15 protein-coding genes are annotated in these 15,168 nt (G+C 36.0%); 12 read left to right on the top strand and 3 right to left on the bottom strand.

Going from position 1 to position 15,168, the window contains the following annotated elements:
• The first annotated feature begins 16 nt into the window (after positions 1–16).
• The 7 genes from ACM5BR_RS05190 to ACM5BR_RS05160 all read left to right on the top strand — a co-directional run bounded on the left by ACM5BR_RS05190 (position 17) and on the right by ACM5BR_RS05160 (position 6,680).
• The gene (locus ACM5BR_RS05190; RefSeq protein ID WP_416826485.1) at positions 17–718 is read left to right on the top strand and encodes an acylneuraminate cytidylyltransferase family protein; all 702 of its coding nucleotides are present in this window, start codon (positions 17–19) and stop codon (positions 716–718) included.
• A 76-nt stretch (positions 719–794) separates the two neighbouring features.
• Positions 795–1,454 (top strand): acetyltransferase, encoded by a 660-nt coding sequence (locus ACM5BR_RS05185; RefSeq protein WP_416826483.1) that lies wholly within the window; start codon positions 795–797, stop codon positions 1,452–1,454.
• A 353-nt stretch (positions 1,455–1,807) separates the two neighbouring features.
• The gene (locus ACM5BR_RS05180; RefSeq protein ID WP_416826481.1) at positions 1,808–2,764 is read left to right on the top strand and encodes a beta-propeller fold lactonase family protein; all 957 of its coding nucleotides are present in this window, start codon (positions 1,808–1,810) and stop codon (positions 2,762–2,764) included.
• Between the two features lie 260 nt (positions 2,765–3,024).
• Positions 3,025–3,930: a polysaccharide deacetylase family protein gene (locus ACM5BR_RS05175; RefSeq protein ID WP_416826479.1), complete on the top strand. Its 906-nt coding sequence runs from the start codon at positions 3,025–3,027 to the stop codon at positions 3,928–3,930.
• A gap of 480 nt (positions 3,931–4,410) precedes the next feature.
• Positions 4,411–5,016: a sugar transferase gene (locus tag ACM5BR_RS05170; protein WP_416827840.1), complete on the top strand. Its 606-nt coding sequence runs from the start codon at positions 4,411–4,413 to the stop codon at positions 5,014–5,016.
• Positions 5,017–5,240: 224 nt separating this feature from the next.
• The gene (locus ACM5BR_RS05165; RefSeq protein WP_416826477.1) at positions 5,241–5,951 is read left to right on the top strand and encodes a WbqC family protein; all 711 of its coding nucleotides are present in this window, start codon (positions 5,241–5,243) and stop codon (positions 5,949–5,951) included.
• A 48-nt stretch (positions 5,952–5,999) separates the two neighbouring features.
• A complete protein-coding gene (locus tag ACM5BR_RS05160) occupies positions 6,000–6,680 on the top strand; it encodes a PIG-L deacetylase family protein (protein WP_416826475.1) in 681 nt (226 codons plus the stop codon).
• 150 nt (positions 6,681–6,830) lie between these two features.
• Here the strand turns inward: ACM5BR_RS05160 and ACM5BR_RS05155 are convergent, their stop codons facing one another.
• Positions 6,831–7,241, bottom strand: a complete 411-nt coding sequence (locus ACM5BR_RS05155) for a ribosomal maturation YjgA family protein (protein WP_416826473.1) — start codon at positions 7,239–7,241, stop codon at positions 6,831–6,833.
• 865 nt (positions 7,242–8,106) lie between these two features.
• On the opposite strand from ACM5BR_RS05155, the gene ACM5BR_RS05150 reads away from it, so the two are divergent.
• Positions 8,107–8,655 carry a hypothetical protein gene (locus ACM5BR_RS05150; protein WP_416826471.1) on the top strand — a complete coding sequence of 183 codons (549 nt, stop codon included), beginning with the start codon at positions 8,107–8,109 and terminating at the stop codon, positions 8,653–8,655.
• An 804-nt stretch (positions 8,656–9,459) separates the two neighbouring features.
• Here the strand turns inward: ACM5BR_RS05150 and ACM5BR_RS05145 are convergent.
• Together ACM5BR_RS05145 and ACM5BR_RS05140 are read right to left on the bottom strand one after the other, a co-directional pair.
• Positions 9,460–10,527, bottom strand: coding sequence for a DUF3900 domain-containing protein (locus tag ACM5BR_RS05145; RefSeq protein ID WP_416826469.1), 1,068 nt, complete (start codon positions 10,525–10,527; stop codon positions 9,460–9,462).
• 94 nt (positions 10,528–10,621) lie between these two features.
• On the bottom strand, positions 10,622–11,080 hold the full coding sequence (locus ACM5BR_RS05140) for a staygreen family protein (RefSeq protein ID WP_416826467.1): 459 nt from the start codon (positions 11,078–11,080) through the stop codon (positions 10,622–10,624).
• A 249-nt stretch (positions 11,081–11,329) separates the two neighbouring features.
• On the opposite strand from ACM5BR_RS05140, the gene ACM5BR_RS05135 reads away from it, so the two are divergent.
• From ACM5BR_RS05135 to nfsA, 4 genes are all read left to right on the top strand, one after another.
• The gene (locus ACM5BR_RS05135; RefSeq protein ID WP_416826466.1) at positions 11,330–12,292 is read left to right on the top strand and encodes an NAD-dependent epimerase/dehydratase family protein; all 963 of its coding nucleotides are present in this window, start codon (positions 11,330–11,332) and stop codon (positions 12,290–12,292) included.
• Positions 12,293–12,409: 117 nt separating this feature from the next.
• A complete protein-coding gene (locus ACM5BR_RS05130) occupies positions 12,410–13,753 on the top strand; it encodes an MFS transporter (RefSeq protein WP_416826464.1) in 1,344 nt (447 codons plus the stop codon).
• A gap of 88 nt (positions 13,754–13,841) precedes the next feature.
• Positions 13,842–14,270: a DUF2383 domain-containing protein gene (locus ACM5BR_RS05125; protein ID WP_416826462.1), complete on the top strand. Its 429-nt coding sequence runs from the start codon at positions 13,842–13,844 to the stop codon at positions 14,268–14,270.
• A 79-nt stretch (positions 14,271–14,349) separates the two neighbouring features.
• A complete protein-coding gene (gene nfsA, locus ACM5BR_RS05120; RefSeq protein WP_416826460.1) occupies positions 14,350–15,102 on the top strand; it encodes an oxygen-insensitive NADPH nitroreductase in 753 nt (250 codons plus the stop codon).
• Positions 15,103–15,168 lie beyond the last annotated feature (66 nt).

Raw genomic sequence — 15,168 nt, 5'->3', positions numbered from 1 at the left:
TCTCAGGAGGGGGCATATGATTAATGGGGAACGCATACTGGGGATTATACCAGCAAGGGGCGGTTCAAAGGGAATTCTACGTAAAAATATACGACTATTAGCAGGTAAGCCTTTATTGAGTTGGACTATTGAAGAAGCTAAAAAATCCAAATATATTGATAGAATGGTGTTATCTTCGGAAAATAAAGAAATAATGGAAGTGGCTAAAAAATATGGTTGCGAAGTCCCTTTTATAAGGCCCAAAGAACTGGCTTTAGATGAATCGTCAAGCGTTGAGGTTGTCTTGCATTGTCTTCACCATCTTGATGAATATGATTGGTTTATTTTACTTCAACCGACTTCTCCATTCCGTTTGGCAAACGATATTGATCAATGTATTGAATATTGTATAAAGAAAAATGCCAATTCTTGCGTATCCGTAACTGAAACCGAAAAAAGCCCGTTTTGGATGTATTGTATGGATGAAGAAGCAAAATTGAAAAACATAATCGATTCGAATCAAACAGCTGTAAGACGTCAGGATTTACCAAAAGTATATTCCTTAAACGGAGCCATTTATTTAGCAAGGTGCAAGTGGTTTCAAGAAAAGAAATCACTGTTATCATCAGAGACGGTTGGATTTCCTATGCCTAAGGAGCGTTCATTAGATATTGATACAGAGTGGGACTTTAGCTTAGCAACTGTAATAAAAGCTGCTCAAAACTTTGAGAAAGAATGAAGCCTAGTAATAGAATTTGGTTATTAAGTTACCAAACACATATAGTGTTTACTAATTAGAATTGCGAGGATTGCTTATGATAAAACAAATTGTAATCTTGGGTGCAAATGGATTTGGTAGGGAAGTCGCTCAACTTATTAAAGATATTAATGAGTCAAATTATGAGTGGGAGTTAATTGGATATTTTGACGATTATCCATCGAGTCATGGAGAGATTCGAAATGGGTTTCCAGTAATTGGTCCCATAAGCTTATTAGAGAACGATAATTATAATGATATATATGTGGTATGTGCCTTCGGAAATCCAAATATGAAGAAAACAACTATCGAGAAAGCAATTCAATTAAACAATACGATTAAGTTCGCAACTTTAATTCACCCTACTGCAGTAATAGGAGATGGAACGTATATAGGGGCGGGCAGCATAATATGTGCAGGTAATGTTATCACTACTAATATAAAAATCAACAATCACGTTATTATAAATATATCTTCAACAATTGGTCACGACTCAATCATTGAAGATTATGCAACTATTCTTCCAGGAGCTAATATTTCTGGAAATGTTATCTTGCATGAAGGAGTAGATATTGGAACAGGGGCAGCTATTATTCCAAAGGTTGAAATTGGAGGTTATACGGTTGTAGGTGCTGGTACAGTTGTAACGAAATCCTTACCCGAGCATTGTACAGCAGTAGGAGTTCCAGCAAAGGTGATTAAGGTTCATAAGCCATAATATAGAGGTGCAAAGACATCCTGTTTTACAACCGGAATAACTCATAATAAATAGAAATAGTCTCAAAAATAGTGAAGTTAGTCCCTATCATTCGTTTATACGTGTTTGAATACTCGATCATAGTATAAATGAGGGGTTTATCATATTCACTCCTAGTTATTTTCGTTGAATCCCTACAATAATCGAAAGGATAGGGATGTATTTTGTCCAATTTATTAACGGATTTACAAAGATTTAAGAATAGAACCTTATCTTTACTTCTCGTATCAAGCGACAGGGTTGAAGGTCTGCTATCTCGGATTGATTCAGGTAATAGGACAGTGGTTATCACTAATGACAATGGGACAACGGAGGTGGCGATTGATAATATTGTTTCGTTTACCGTCATTCCTTTTGCCTATGTTGCAAATTCTCATTCTGATACGGTCTCTGTCATCAATACGACTACAAACACCGTCATCGGGTCTCCGATTTCCGTTGGATCTATTCCTCAGGGGATAGCGATCACGCCTGATGGTCTCCGGGCATATGTTACGAATATTTTTGATAAGACGGTCTCCGTCATCAATACGACCACAAACACCGTCATCGGGTCTCCGATTTCGGTTGGAACAAGTCCTCAGGAGATCGCCATCACACTTAATGGTCTCCAGGCTTATGTTACGAATTCTGGTGATAAGACGGTCTCCGTCATCAATACGACCACAAACACCGTCATCGGGTCTCCGATTTCGGTTGGATCCAGTCCTCAGGGGATAGCGATCACACCTGATGGTCTCCGGGCTTATGTAACGAATGTTGGTGATAATACGGTCTCCGTCATTTTTCTTCCATCGAACACCGTTATCGGGTCTCCGATTTCGGTTGGAACAAATCCTAATGCGATCGCCATTACACCCGACGGTACCAGGGCTTATGTAACGAATGCTGATGATAATACGGTCTCCGTCATCAATACGACCACAAACACCGTCATTGGTTCTCCGATTTCGGTTGGAACAAATCCTAATGCGATTGCCATTACACCCGATGGTACCCGGGCTTATGTAACGAATGGTGTAGATAATACAGTCTCCGTCATCAATACGTCCACAAACACCGTCATTGGTTCTCCGATTTCGGTTGGATCCAGTCCTCAGGGGATCGCGATCACACCCGATGGTAATCGGGCTTATGTAACGAATGGTAATATTGATAGGGTCTTCGTCATCAATACGACCACAAACACAGTCGTCGGTTCTCCCATTTTGGTTGAAGTAGCACCTAGGGGGATCGCTATCACACCGATTACATTACCGCCTACAGTTTGAGTGATTCCGCCAGATTACAGTAATATAGAAGCGCAAAGAGATACTGTTTATTGTTCCATGCTTTCAATTATCGCGAGTAAGAATTCACTTTTATATCAGGGGGAGTATTTACAGATTCTGAACCGTCGTCATTGAAGTTGTACGAATAGTTGAAAAATGATGTGTGGAGATAATATTTTTATAATAAATCAGTATGGAATTACAATTCAGAATAGACTAAGTATAGATTCATAAATATTATTTTATTAGGTGTGTTAAGAGTGGGAGATATTGCAGTAATGTATCATTATGTAAGAAACCGAAGAGGTTGGAATGGGATACAACCATTAGTTCCAGATACATTTGAAGTTCAATTAGATATATTATCCAAGCATTATGAGATTGTTGGTCCTAATGATTTAAATAAAATAAGTAGTAAACCAAAATGCGTATTAACATTTGATGATGCTACCAAAGACCAATATACAATTGCTTATGAAATTTTAAAGAGGAAAGGGTTACCGGCGTATTTCACTGTCTTGTCAGGACCAATCGTAAATGGAGTTATTCCAATTTTTCATTTAGTTCAAGTGGTTTTATCTGAGTATTCAGACAAAGAAATTTGGAATGATTTAAATAAAGAATTTAATATAAAAGAAATAGATAAGATAAGTACCATCTATAGTTATGAACAAGACAAATTGCGTAGATATAATAAATATATTCTAAATTTTTTGCTAGATGAAGAGACAAGTCGGAAATTTTTAGAGAAAAGGGTTATTTCGAAAATTAGGTCCGTTCAAAATTTTATAGATGAGTTTTATATAACTAAACAGGAATTTTTAGTTATGAAGCAAGCTGGAATGACTATCGGTGTCCATGGTGTGAACCATAGACCGTATTGTGGTAACCCTTTAAATTTTTATAAAAGTGAAATTGAACCGTGTGGGGATTTTATAAAGAAAGAGTTAGGAATCGAACCAAAATGGTATACCTCTGCCTTCGGTGGTGGAGAAAGATACAAAGAAATGATTTCTGATTTAGAGCCAGTATTAAAAGAAAATGGATATTTAGGTGGGTTTATAACTATTGAAGGGTTAAACAATGGTTTATTGAATTTCTGGTTAAAACGATTTGATTGTAATAAATTACCACCTCTTCGAAACATAGATTTGAAGTTACTGTAGTTTATTTTCCGTTAATTATATTCTGAATTGATTCTGGAATTTAATTTTGATTGAGAGGAACATCGTCAATTACTAACGACTGAAGTCGCAAGCTTGTAACTACCCAGAAGTACAAACGTCTTTTGACTCCTTCCTTAGGGTGGTGTTACATCGTGGGCAGATTGACTGCTACCCTACTACAAGGGATATACCCAAATAGCAACCGTTACGCAGGCGGTGTTGCCTAGTGGCAGTACTTAACTTCCACATCCAACTAAGCAGACGAATGCGTCTAAGATTTTACGCTACAAACGACTTTTTGTAACAACCTCATATCTTGTCAAAGAGCAAAACGAGTAAGGGAGTGCCTTCCATATTCAACGGTTTTCTCCTTTATCTAAATTAAATTATATCACGAAAGGAGGCAGCACAGGAGTGTTTTGGCGTGCGCCAACGCACATTCCTCCCATGACTGAAGTCACAGGTGTTCTGTGCTATAACATGAAAAGAATAATTGATTTCGTTGCCTCTTTCATTGGCTTAATACTTTTACTTCCGATTATGATAATAACAGCATTTTTAATTCTTATTAATATGGGTAAACCAGTAATATTTAAACAACAACGCCCAGGGTTAAATGGAAAACCCTTTTATTTATATAAGTTTCGTACGATGACAGATAAGAAAGATAGTATCGGGAAACTATTACCAGATGAGAAGCGATTAACATCTTTCGGTAAGTTTCTAAGGAGATACAGTATTGATGAACTTCCGCAACTTTTTAATGTAGTCAAAGGTGATATGAGCTTCGTAGGTCCACGTCCTTTATTGATGGAATATCTGCCTCTTTACACGCCAGAACAAGCAAGACGTCATGAAGTAAGACCAGGGATAACCGGTTGGGTTCAAGTAAATGGACGGAATGCAATCACATGGGAAGAAAAGTTTAAATTAGATGTATGGTATGTTAACAATCGGTCTTTGTTTCTTGATTTAAAGATCCTATTGTTAACAGCAATAATAGTTTTTAAATCAGAAGGAATTAATCAAGCAGGTCACGCTACTATGCCAGTTTTTAAAGGGAATCGTAGCGATGTGAAAGATTAATAACTACTATTCTTTTCTAATAGATAATTGCATTCTATCATTCTCGGTTCGTGTAAATATATGATTAACAGAACAAAAGAATAAACATATTCCTTTCTTCATACAAATGATCTGTGGAACTTCTCCTAATTGTGAAATCACCTCTTCTCTCATGTTATAAAGTAGCGAAATCAGTACAGTAATGGAATTGGAAGGAACGTTGACATGTTAAGGGGGAGAGAATATTGACAAAAAAAGTTTCAATCCATCAACCTCAATACTTTACATGGTTAGGATTATTGCACAAAATAGCCAATAGTGATCTATTTGTCATCTTAGATAACGTTCAATTTACGAAACGTGATTACCAACATCGATGTATGTATTCTACGCAAAAAGGGCCAAAATATTTGACTATTCCTGTTAATGCAAAAAATCATCAAATTGATCATCTTGAAATAAGAAATCTTTTATTTGCTGAGTCTCAGAACATAATATTGGAGCACCATTTTCAGACTTTAAGGCATCGATACAATAAGACACCGGGTTGGAGTCAATGTAAAGATCGTTTGCACCATTTGTTGCTAGAAAGTCATTACAACACCGTATATGATCTTATTTTCGAATCCATGTTGTTTACGTTTGACCTCTATAAAATGGATGTTACGTATATAAAGGCTTCTGATCTTAACACAAGAGGAACAAAAGATGAGCTTATGCTAAATATTACAAAGGAAGTAGACGGTGATATTTATCTTTCTGGTATGGGAGCAAAAGGGTATATGAGGGATGAGATTTTCGATAATGCCGGGATTAAAGTTGAATATCAACAATTTACTCAGCCAGAGTACCCTCAGAGCCATGGCGGGAATTTTGTCAAAGGGTGTACGGCATTAGATTTTTATTTCGAAGCTCCTAATGAGGCAATGAAATATGCTGAGAACTTTTTATGGTGATATTTTTGATTTACTTGTAAGGAATTCATACAAAGGTGGGATGCGATAATGCGCGTGTTAATAATAGCTGCACATCCAGATGATGAGGTGTTGGGGGTAGGAGGTACGATTGCCAGGCATGTAGATAAGGGAGATGAAGTTTTTATTCTGATGGTAACCGAAGGATCATCAACCCAGTATAAAAACCAAGTTGGAAAAATACAGCAAAAAAAATTGGAATTAGAAAAAGTAAAAGAAACTCTAGGAATTACTGAAGTTATCTATCTTGATCTTCCAGATATGAAACTAGATACTATTCCAAAAGCAGACTTAAATGAACAAGTAGCAAAGGCTGCTCTAAATATAAAACCGGAAATTGTGTATACACATTTTTATGGCGATATTAATAATGATCATCAAGTTGTATTCGAAGCGACCATGGTTGCCGTAAGGCCAATAGGCGACTATTCTGTTAGGAGAGTATTGGCCTATAATACCCCATCTTCTACAGAATGGAGTGCTCAAACTTCAAACAATGCCTTCTTACCAAATGTTTATGTCGACATAACTGACTATTTACCGAAAAAATTAGAAGCAATGAGACAATATCAAAGCGAACTTCGGAGTTATCCTCATCCACGATCGTTAGAATCATTAAATCAGGTGGCAAAATTCTGGGGGAAGCATATTGGCGTAGATGCCGCCGAACCATTCATGTTAATAAGAGAAATAGAGAAGGGAGAAGTTTAAGTAAAAACAATTGTGTAGAAGATCAGTTCATACCAATGTTACAGGTTAATTCCATTACAAGTTCTTCATTTTTTTAAATAGTATTAGAAAGTAAGAATAGGTTGTCTAGAAAGTCAGTAAAAATGACTTTCTATGATGGCTTTTTTGATTTTACTGATTTGCTTCTTTAGGTCTTCGAATTACTGCAAATAAAAGCTCAATCATTACACCTATTCCAATTCCTATAGAGTAAGAGAATAAGTCGCTCCATAAAAATCCATATCCTAATACCAAACCGCCTAAAGTTGTTTCCCTGATATGATCAATCCAATTAGCATGATACAATTGGCTGAATTCTATAAGATAGCAAAATGATAATGCTAGTAATGCAACGAACTTTGTTTTCATCGTTCTAAAAATAAAACCAAAACCAATAAAAATCATTAAAGCCCACAGAGCGTCACCTAAATATGTATTTAAAAAATCTGGTATAACCTTAGCCATCTTTCTTGAATATAACCCTGCAACGATCACAATTATGATCATAACTGCATACCACAATCTATTCCGTTTGTAAGTCATGTTAAAACCTCATTTCAAACATTAATGAGTGGATAATCTATTATTGTCCCCACAGTCTTCAAAACCGCTTGAGCCGTTGGTGTAGTCGCTGATGTGTTCGATTCCTACGCAGTCCCGCCATGGCATTTATATCAAGGGATATCATGAATTTCTTTTTTTATAGACCAGAGGGCACTCAGTCTTTTTTGTTTTTGTGTGCCGCGAAAGTATTGGATATTTTTCCCTAAATTCTAATCTAACATATATTCTAAAGTATCAACTGCTTGTTCATCAATAGTACTAGTTACTTCTGAATATGTAACCAAAGTTATACCGATTTTTGTATGCCCTAATCCCTAACTACCAAATTTAGGGTGGATACCTGTCTGCAATAAGATTGTTGCGTGAGTATGGAGTAAATCATGAAGCCTAATGTTAGGAAGATTTACGGCTTTTAATGCTCGCTTCATAGCTCTTGTTATCTCCGATGGTGCACAGATATTTTCCTTCGAATTACAAAAGACAAGATTTAAAGGATTGTAGGTTTTCCAAGGATTTTTTTCTTTTATTATTCTGTACTTTAAGTTCCTGAAGTAAATTTGTGAGTGAAGTAGTTAATTGTATACCTCTTGCTTTACCATTCTTAGGACTCTTATTTATATGATAAAAATTGCTGGTGGCCTTTCTTTTTGTAAAAAGATTATTAAGATTCAGTCCGGTTTGTGATTAAAAACTATGTACTGAAAAATTAAAGGTGAATGAGTGGTAGGAACTTTATATGGGGATTATGGCTGTTATGGAGTATGTGAATACCTAGATAAAATGAAATTATTTTTTTATAATGAAAAAACGAATTATTTATATTTTGATTTGTGAGGGATTAAAAATGTTAAAATATATAACTTCTGCTGAGAAGCTAGTCTATAAGAAGGCATCAGTATGGTTAATTAGAAATTATAAAGCAATAAAATTAATGGACCCAGAATCCGTACATACATTTAATAATAGTACAAACTTCATTCAAGGATTTGTTTATAGATGCCTAAAGTCTTCTGCAAAAGAAATTTTAGATATAAATTATGATTGGAGTGGCTTGGGGGTACATAAATACATTTCGCTAACCGCACTACAAATATATGAAGCTAAGAAAAAAACTTCGTTTATAAAAGAACACGTAGTTTGTAAAAACATTTATTTTAAAGACATAATCGAAGAATTACAAAAAGAGTCACCAGATGGAGACAATATCTATAATATTCTATTAAAGTATTACTTTACAGCTCTAATAACAAAGGAAGAAGATAAAAAATTAGATGGATTTGGTTTAAGAAGAGTAATGTGCGTTGATGAAGAATGGGACGGTGAAAATCAATTCATTAGATATGAAACAACAGGAATTCCGTTGGTTGAAAATCCTTACTATGCCTTAAAATAAATATAACTTTTACTCATTGAAACAGTTTTTGAAGGGTGCTATCGAATCACTATTCTAATTTCTTTGATAGTGAAAGCAGCATCACATGAGGAAGCACTTTATAAAGCAGATTGTGAGATTAATGAACTTGTAATTGCTCAAGCTATATTAACTTTAATTAAGAATAATGGATAAGTCATTTAAGTTCATGACTGGAATGTAGAGTTAGGTCGTGCATTTGAGAAACATGTAAGATGAATATTGATCCAGATTTACATATGATTGAGTACAACAGTGGTACGCCTTCAAACTCGTTTAAATAAGGTGTACCTTTCTTTAACTATGCCTAAGGAAAGGAGGGGAAAAGGATGGAGTCAGGAAACATTGAACAATATGCTGAGTTATCAAAGTTTGGTGATTTACAAAATTTCAATTACCATATTGAGCATTGGATAATATATGTGTGAATAACTTGTTCACAAAGACAGAGACGATTTCATCTTGTTGAAAAAATGTAGATGAATTATTTAAAATTGCATTTAACGCTCTTCTAGATTAAAATAAAGAGCGTTTTTTAATATTGCACAACTTTGAGAAGTGATACATATGACACTAAAAAATATTGTGCATCACTTGGTTGTAAAACTATAATTCAACTGTTTTAGTATCCATATATTTTTAGTCATCACAATATAGTTGTATATTTACAAGTAAAAAAACGAACGCCTTATATTGGCATTCGTTAAAATAGTATTTTGTAAGCTTTTATTCAATGTTAAAACCGTAAATTTTAGTGATTTGTGGTCACAAATGTGATCACATACATCAGTTTTCTTTTTTCCTTACAATCCGCTCCATCACCGTTCCAATTTCATCTGGCTTTAAAAACTCAATTGGAGAAAATCCCTTCTCAAATACAAGAGAATCTGCCTCAATCATGACGACATATCGTTCATTCACCTTGGCAATATGGATTTGCTCTCCAAAGTCTGTCAGCAATCCCTTCACAGCTATATGGTCTGCCTTTAGTTTTAACTCCACGTCTGGCGCACGCTGGGCGATTTGAGCAGATGCTTCGATTACTTCTTCCGTACTAAAATGTTCTTGAATTTCACGTTTTGGACTGGCAGCCCAAATTTCCATTGATTCGTCGAATTTTTCTCGTTCCTCGCTGCCTTCTTGAAATACTTCCTCGATTTCGTCGTATACCATCGTCATAACTTCACGTTTCATAATTTCTGGCATTGATTGTTCATACTCGACAAACTTTAAGAAGTCTTCAAAATAACGGGCGTGAGAGGATTGATGTATTTTCAATTCTCGTTCTTCTATCATGCCTTCTTCTGGCATGTAGGGGTATTGGATGGATTTCATATTTTTCGTTGTGATTGCCATTTCTACGTTGTTGATAAGCGTTGCTTCGTCTGAAATGGAGGCAACCTTTGGTTCAAAATCACATTTTAATAGAAATAAAAAAGGAGCGTCGAAATATTCACGTAATGTTGCAGTAACAGTAAGAAATACCCCACCGCGAACAGCGCTTGTGTCTACATAGGAGGCTACGACCGCTTCACTGCACGTGCGAAAATCTTCTTTGTTTTCTGCAAATCGGACACGTTGTAACATGTTGTGGTTTGGATTGGAAGCAAGCTCATGACCTGGTTCCACAATAAAATAGCCAATTTTCGTTGGTACTTGCTCGGACTTTGGATGGCGATCTACCTTACGTTTTGAAATTTTCATCAGTTCACCATCCAAAAAAGTCTTTAAAGCACTGTCTTCATATTCTGCATGATCTAATGTTTGAAAATGTTTATAATACTTCGTCGTTTGCTCTCCTTTACCTTCCACTTGAACGACGTAAAAGGAGAGATAGTGTATTTGAAAATCCATGGGTATCACCTAATCCTAACTATAATTGCTTTTATTAGTATAAAAACGAACGAAGCATTCGTCAATGAACGAAACGGAAAGAGTCTTGAAGGTCTTATGAAAGGTATTGTTTAGGTGTTCCATAATAATATAATCCGGCATAGGCAGGATAAATAGATTGAAAATAAATATAAATGGGGGCATTTTGCAATGCTGGGTAGGTTCTAAAGAATTTCTCATCTCCCTGTATAATTCCTTGCAGGGAAGTAGTCATTTCTTGTTCGAAAATGGTAAATCTTTGCATTGCTATCTCTTCTGAAAATTGTCCGTTACTTACGAGTACGACTCCAAATAAAGCAGGGACGTGGTCCGGAGCAATCATCCATTCGGCAAGAACTTCATCGCGCATCTTTTCATCAATTGTTTCAAGGTCATAGCTGTAATTAATAGTTAATAAAAGATCTCCTGTTCCATTTGAATGGATTAGTGTATATTTACGGCCGTGTACAGGCTTTTCGTCATTGGCTGGTCGGACATATTTTACCGCTAATTTTGGTGGATTACATTGTGTCATATCCATGCTCCTCCCTGGCTTTTCTTTTCATCTATGAATAAATAAAAAAATAACAATAAAGGCATGAACTGAGATGTAATAAGGAGTACCTTTCTAAGAGATAGTATAAATATATGAGAATCATGATAAAGAACATTCTTCATATCAATAATTTACCATGGTAAAATATGAATAATGAATGGGTGATTTATTATATAAAGTGGATCAGGAAAGAAAAACGTTTATCAGAAATGATTAGGAGATGAATCGATGTTTACAATCTTAGTGATGGGTGGAAGTCAGTTTGTCAGTAAAGCCTTAGCTAAGCATTTTATTCACTTAGGCTATACTGTTGATATTTTTACAAGAGGGTTGAAGCAGATAGATTATGAGGGGTATCGCAAGCATTTCATTGGTGATCGTAATAATCCTGATGATTTAAAAGACAATCTAGCATATAAGGAATATGATTTTATTTTCGATATTTCTGCTTATACACGTGATCAGGTAGAGAAGCTGATTCCATTTATCCAAACGGAAAAGCTAAAACGATATGTATTTTTCAGTTCGGGAGCTGTATATAAACCATCGAAATCTGTTATAAAAGAAGATTTTCCATGCGGAGAAAATATAAATTGGGGTATATACGGATTACAAAAGCAAGAGGCTGAACAGTTTTTATTTCGAATGCATAAGGATAATGGATTACCTATTACCATTTTCAGACCGTCTTACATATATGGAGAAGGAAACAATTTGAACCGAGAGGCATATTTTTTTAATCGAATCGAGCAGGAGCTTCCTATACCTTATCCATCAGGTAACTCCCATGTACAATTTATTCATATTCGCGATGCCGTTCGTGTTTTAGAGAGTGTGATGTCTAATAAGGAATCGAATGGCCAAGCTTATAATCTCAGTTATCCGGATCCAATTACTTGGGAGACACTTATTTCAACTGCGGAAAGGGTTGTTAAGAAGCGAGCGTATACAAGTAAAATTGATGAGAGCTTGATCTCTGATATGAATCTTGTAACGAGAAATTATTTTCCTTTTCGAAATATAACCTATTTATTAGACTGTCAGAAATTACAGAAGGATGGTTTGTATACGCCAACAATCGATCTATTTTCTGGTCTTTGCTTCGCCTATCAATATTATATAGATTTTCGGCCTGTTTTAGAGGATCGAGCGATGAAACATATAGATGATGTTGTCCGTGCTTATGTATAAGTTTAAATATTCCTTATATTTCGAATGTGTGGAACTCCCCTTTTTCATAAGCAAATTTCTTTGAGCATAGCACCTTGTGTAGTGTATAATTTCTCTATTATAGAATGGGGGAGTAATGTGAAAAATCGAACAGTCGTTATGGTGAGCATTGTGATTGCGATGCTTGTTGCGTCGATGGATTCGACGATTATGAATACGACGATGCCGATTATTGCTAAGGAGCTAGGACATTTTGAGCTTTACGCATGGTCGTTTGCATCGTATATGATTTTTTGTACGATTCTTTCTCCTGTTGCAGGGAGAATATCCGATTTATTTGGAAGAAAGCATGTCTTTGCAGCTGGTATTATTTTATTTTTTGGCGGATCATTTCTTTGCGGATTGTCGCAGAATATGGTTCAGTTAATTCTGTTCCGTGCCTTGCAAGGGATTGGAGCAGGTGTGATGATGCCGTTTCCAGCGATTATTGCAGGAGATTTATTTCCAATTGAAAAACGCGGTAAAATTCAAGCGTTCTTTACGGCTATGTGGGGTCTTTCTGCTGTGTTAGCTCCTTTACTTGGCGCGTTCTTCGTCCAGTATATGACGTGGAGATGGATTTTTTTCGTAAACCTTCCACTTTGCCTAATTTCACTGTTGGCTCTCTTACCATATAAGGAAGTGTATACTCCGAAAAAGGCAAGCGTCGATTATATCGGTGCAATTATTTTTGCAGTTGGGGTAAGTCTTGTGTTACTTGTTACAATTGTACGTAGCAACCAAGTCGTATACGGAATCATAGGTGCCCTTATCTTAGTCGGGTTCTATTTTTATGAAAAGAAACAAGAATCTCCTATTGTTCCGCTTTCTCTCGTTCGAAATCCAACAATTAAGTGGATGAATGTGAACGGATTCGTTGGTTGTGTCGCTTTGTTCGGAACATCTAGCTATATTCCGCTTTTTCTACAAAAAGTAGCGAATCAATCTTTAGTTATGAGTGGTGTTGCTTTGCTCGGTATGTCAATTGGGTGGATGATTGCAGCTGTACCTGCGGGGAATTTAATCGTACGTTTTGGGTATCGCACACTTCTAATCATAGGTAATGCCTTACTCGTTGTATCCGGGATTCAACTTGCACTTTTGAATGCTGGATCTGGCTTTTATTACGTTTTCTTTTCGATGATTGTTCAAGGGCTGGCGTTCGGGTTAATTTCAACCGTAAGTTTGTTAGGCTCACAGCAGCTTGTTGCACGTCATGAAATGGGAATTTCTACATCGTTTATTTTGTTTTCACGTAATATCGGAACGGCCATTGGTGTAACAATTATGGGATCGTTCTTAACAACTTCTAGTGATTTCTTGCTTGGTATTCAGCATTTATTTTTATTCGGTCTGATTGGTAGTATCCTTGCATTTCTTACATCCTTTTTGATTCATAATGAAGTCAAAACAGTTCCGATTCCAATGAAAGAAAAAGCCTGAGAAAGTATGCGATCGCATACTTTTTTTTTACATAATTTTTCTTATAGGTGGCATCATATAGACGAAACTATGAGAGAGGACAGATAGGATGGAGCAGGAAGTCGCAATCAAGGAACTGAACGCTTTTATAAAAGGGCGATATATGGGAATTCATACTTATGAGCATTTGATTCATAATGCTAAGGATGCGGAGGTAAAGATAACGTTGCAGCGTATTCAGCAAAATCATAAACAACATGCTGCCACTGTAGCTGAACGTATACAGAATTTAGGTGGTATACCTGTCCGTGATGCAGGCTTTATTAGTTCGGTGCAGGAACTGTTTAGCGATATCAAAGGCTATCCCGAATCAAATGATGATATTATCAAAACAGCGATAAAAAACGAAGAAAATTTAGCTACAGGAATATCGGAGGAACTGAAAGGCGATTTAGACCAAGAAAGCAAAGTTATTATCCATCATATTATTAACGAAGACCGTAAGCATACGGAGACCTTAAAAAATCTCATACATTAAAAAGACACTATAAAATTAGTGTCTTTTTCATTGTAAATTCGTTACTATTAAAGAGAGAAATTTTTTAGGGGGATATTTCATGAACGAAGTTATACAAACGATTCAACGTCATCGCTCTATTCGAAAATACGAAGATCGACCATTATCAGATGAACAAATTCGTACTATTGTAGAAAGTGCCCAAGCTGCTGCAACTTCTCATTATGTGCAAGCGTATACGATTATCGGGGTAAGGGATAAAGAAAAGAAGAAAAAACTAGCTGAAATAGCTGGCAATCAAGCTTATGTAGAAACGAATGGTCATTTCTTCATTTTTTGTGCAGATTTGCATCGCCATGAAGTGTTAGGAAAGAAGATAGAAGGAGTTGATCTTTCCTCATTCTTAGGAAGCACAGAAAATTTCATGGTGGCGACTATTGATGCTGCACTTGCTGCTCAAAATGCCGCGCTTGCAGCAGAATCTATGGGGTTAGGTATATGTTACATAGGTGGGATTCGTAACAATTTAGAGGAAGTTGCAAGCCTGCTTAACATCCCATCTCGTGTTATTCCTCTATTTGGACTTACAGTTGGATATCCATTGCATGAAGGAAGTGTTAAACCACGCTTACCATTTACAGAAATTTATCATGAAGATGGATATAATGATAATTTAGATGAAGGAAATGAAAATTTAAAGGAATACAATAAAGTCATTCAAGACTACTACATAAATCGTACGGGCGGAAAACGATCTGACACATGGACAAGCCAAGTGGTTCAAATGCTATCAAGTAAATCTCGTGAATACATGAAGGACTATGTCAAAGGGCAAGGAATGAATGTAAAATAAATCAAAAAGCCGACATTGTCGGCTTTTTATTCTGGTATGCCATGAGTAAATAATAAAGTTTCAAAT

Origin of the sequence: Ectobacillus polymachus (genome assembly GCF_048159605.1) — a bacterium.
Lineage (GTDB): Bacteria > Bacillota > Bacilli > Bacillales > Bacillaceae_G > Ectobacillus > Ectobacillus polymachus.
This window is presented reverse-complemented; position numbering and strand designations above follow the sequence as displayed.

Coding starts and splice junctions, on each gene's coding strand:
- ACM5BR_RS05155 (WP_416826473.1), bottom strand. CDS start 7,241: ATGACTTACAAACGGAATAGATTGTGGTATGCAGTTATGATCATAATT.
- ACM5BR_RS05150 (WP_416826471.1), top strand. CDS start 8,107: ATGTTAAAATATATAACTTCTGCTGAGAAGCTAGTCTATAAGAAGGCA.
- ACM5BR_RS05160 (WP_416826475.1), top strand. CDS start 6,000: ATGCGCGTGTTAATAATAGCTGCACATCCAGATGATGAGGTGTTGGGG.
- ACM5BR_RS05140 (WP_416826467.1), bottom strand. CDS start 11,080: ATGACACAATGTAATCCACCAAAATTAGCGGTAAAATATGTCCGACCA.
- ACM5BR_RS05135 (WP_416826466.1), top strand. CDS start 11,330: ATGTTTACAATCTTAGTGATGGGTGGAAGTCAGTTTGTCAGTAAAGCC.
- nfsA (WP_416826460.1), top strand. CDS start 14,350: ATGAACGAAGTTATACAAACGATTCAACGTCATCGCTCTATTCGAAAA.
- ACM5BR_RS05170 (WP_416827840.1), top strand. CDS start 4,411: ATGAAAAGAATAATTGATTTCGTTGCCTCTTTCATTGGCTTAATACTT.
- ACM5BR_RS05145 (WP_416826469.1), bottom strand. CDS start 10,527: ATGGATTTTCAAATACACTATCTCTCCTTTTACGTCGTTCAAGTGGAA.
- ACM5BR_RS05190 (WP_416826485.1), top strand. CDS start 17: ATGATTAATGGGGAACGCATACTGGGGATTATACCAGCAAGGGGCGGT.
- ACM5BR_RS05125 (WP_416826462.1), top strand. CDS start 13,842: ATGGAGCAGGAAGTCGCAATCAAGGAACTGAACGCTTTTATAAAAGGG.
- ACM5BR_RS05185 (WP_416826483.1), top strand. CDS start 795: ATGATAAAACAAATTGTAATCTTGGGTGCAAATGGATTTGGTAGGGAA.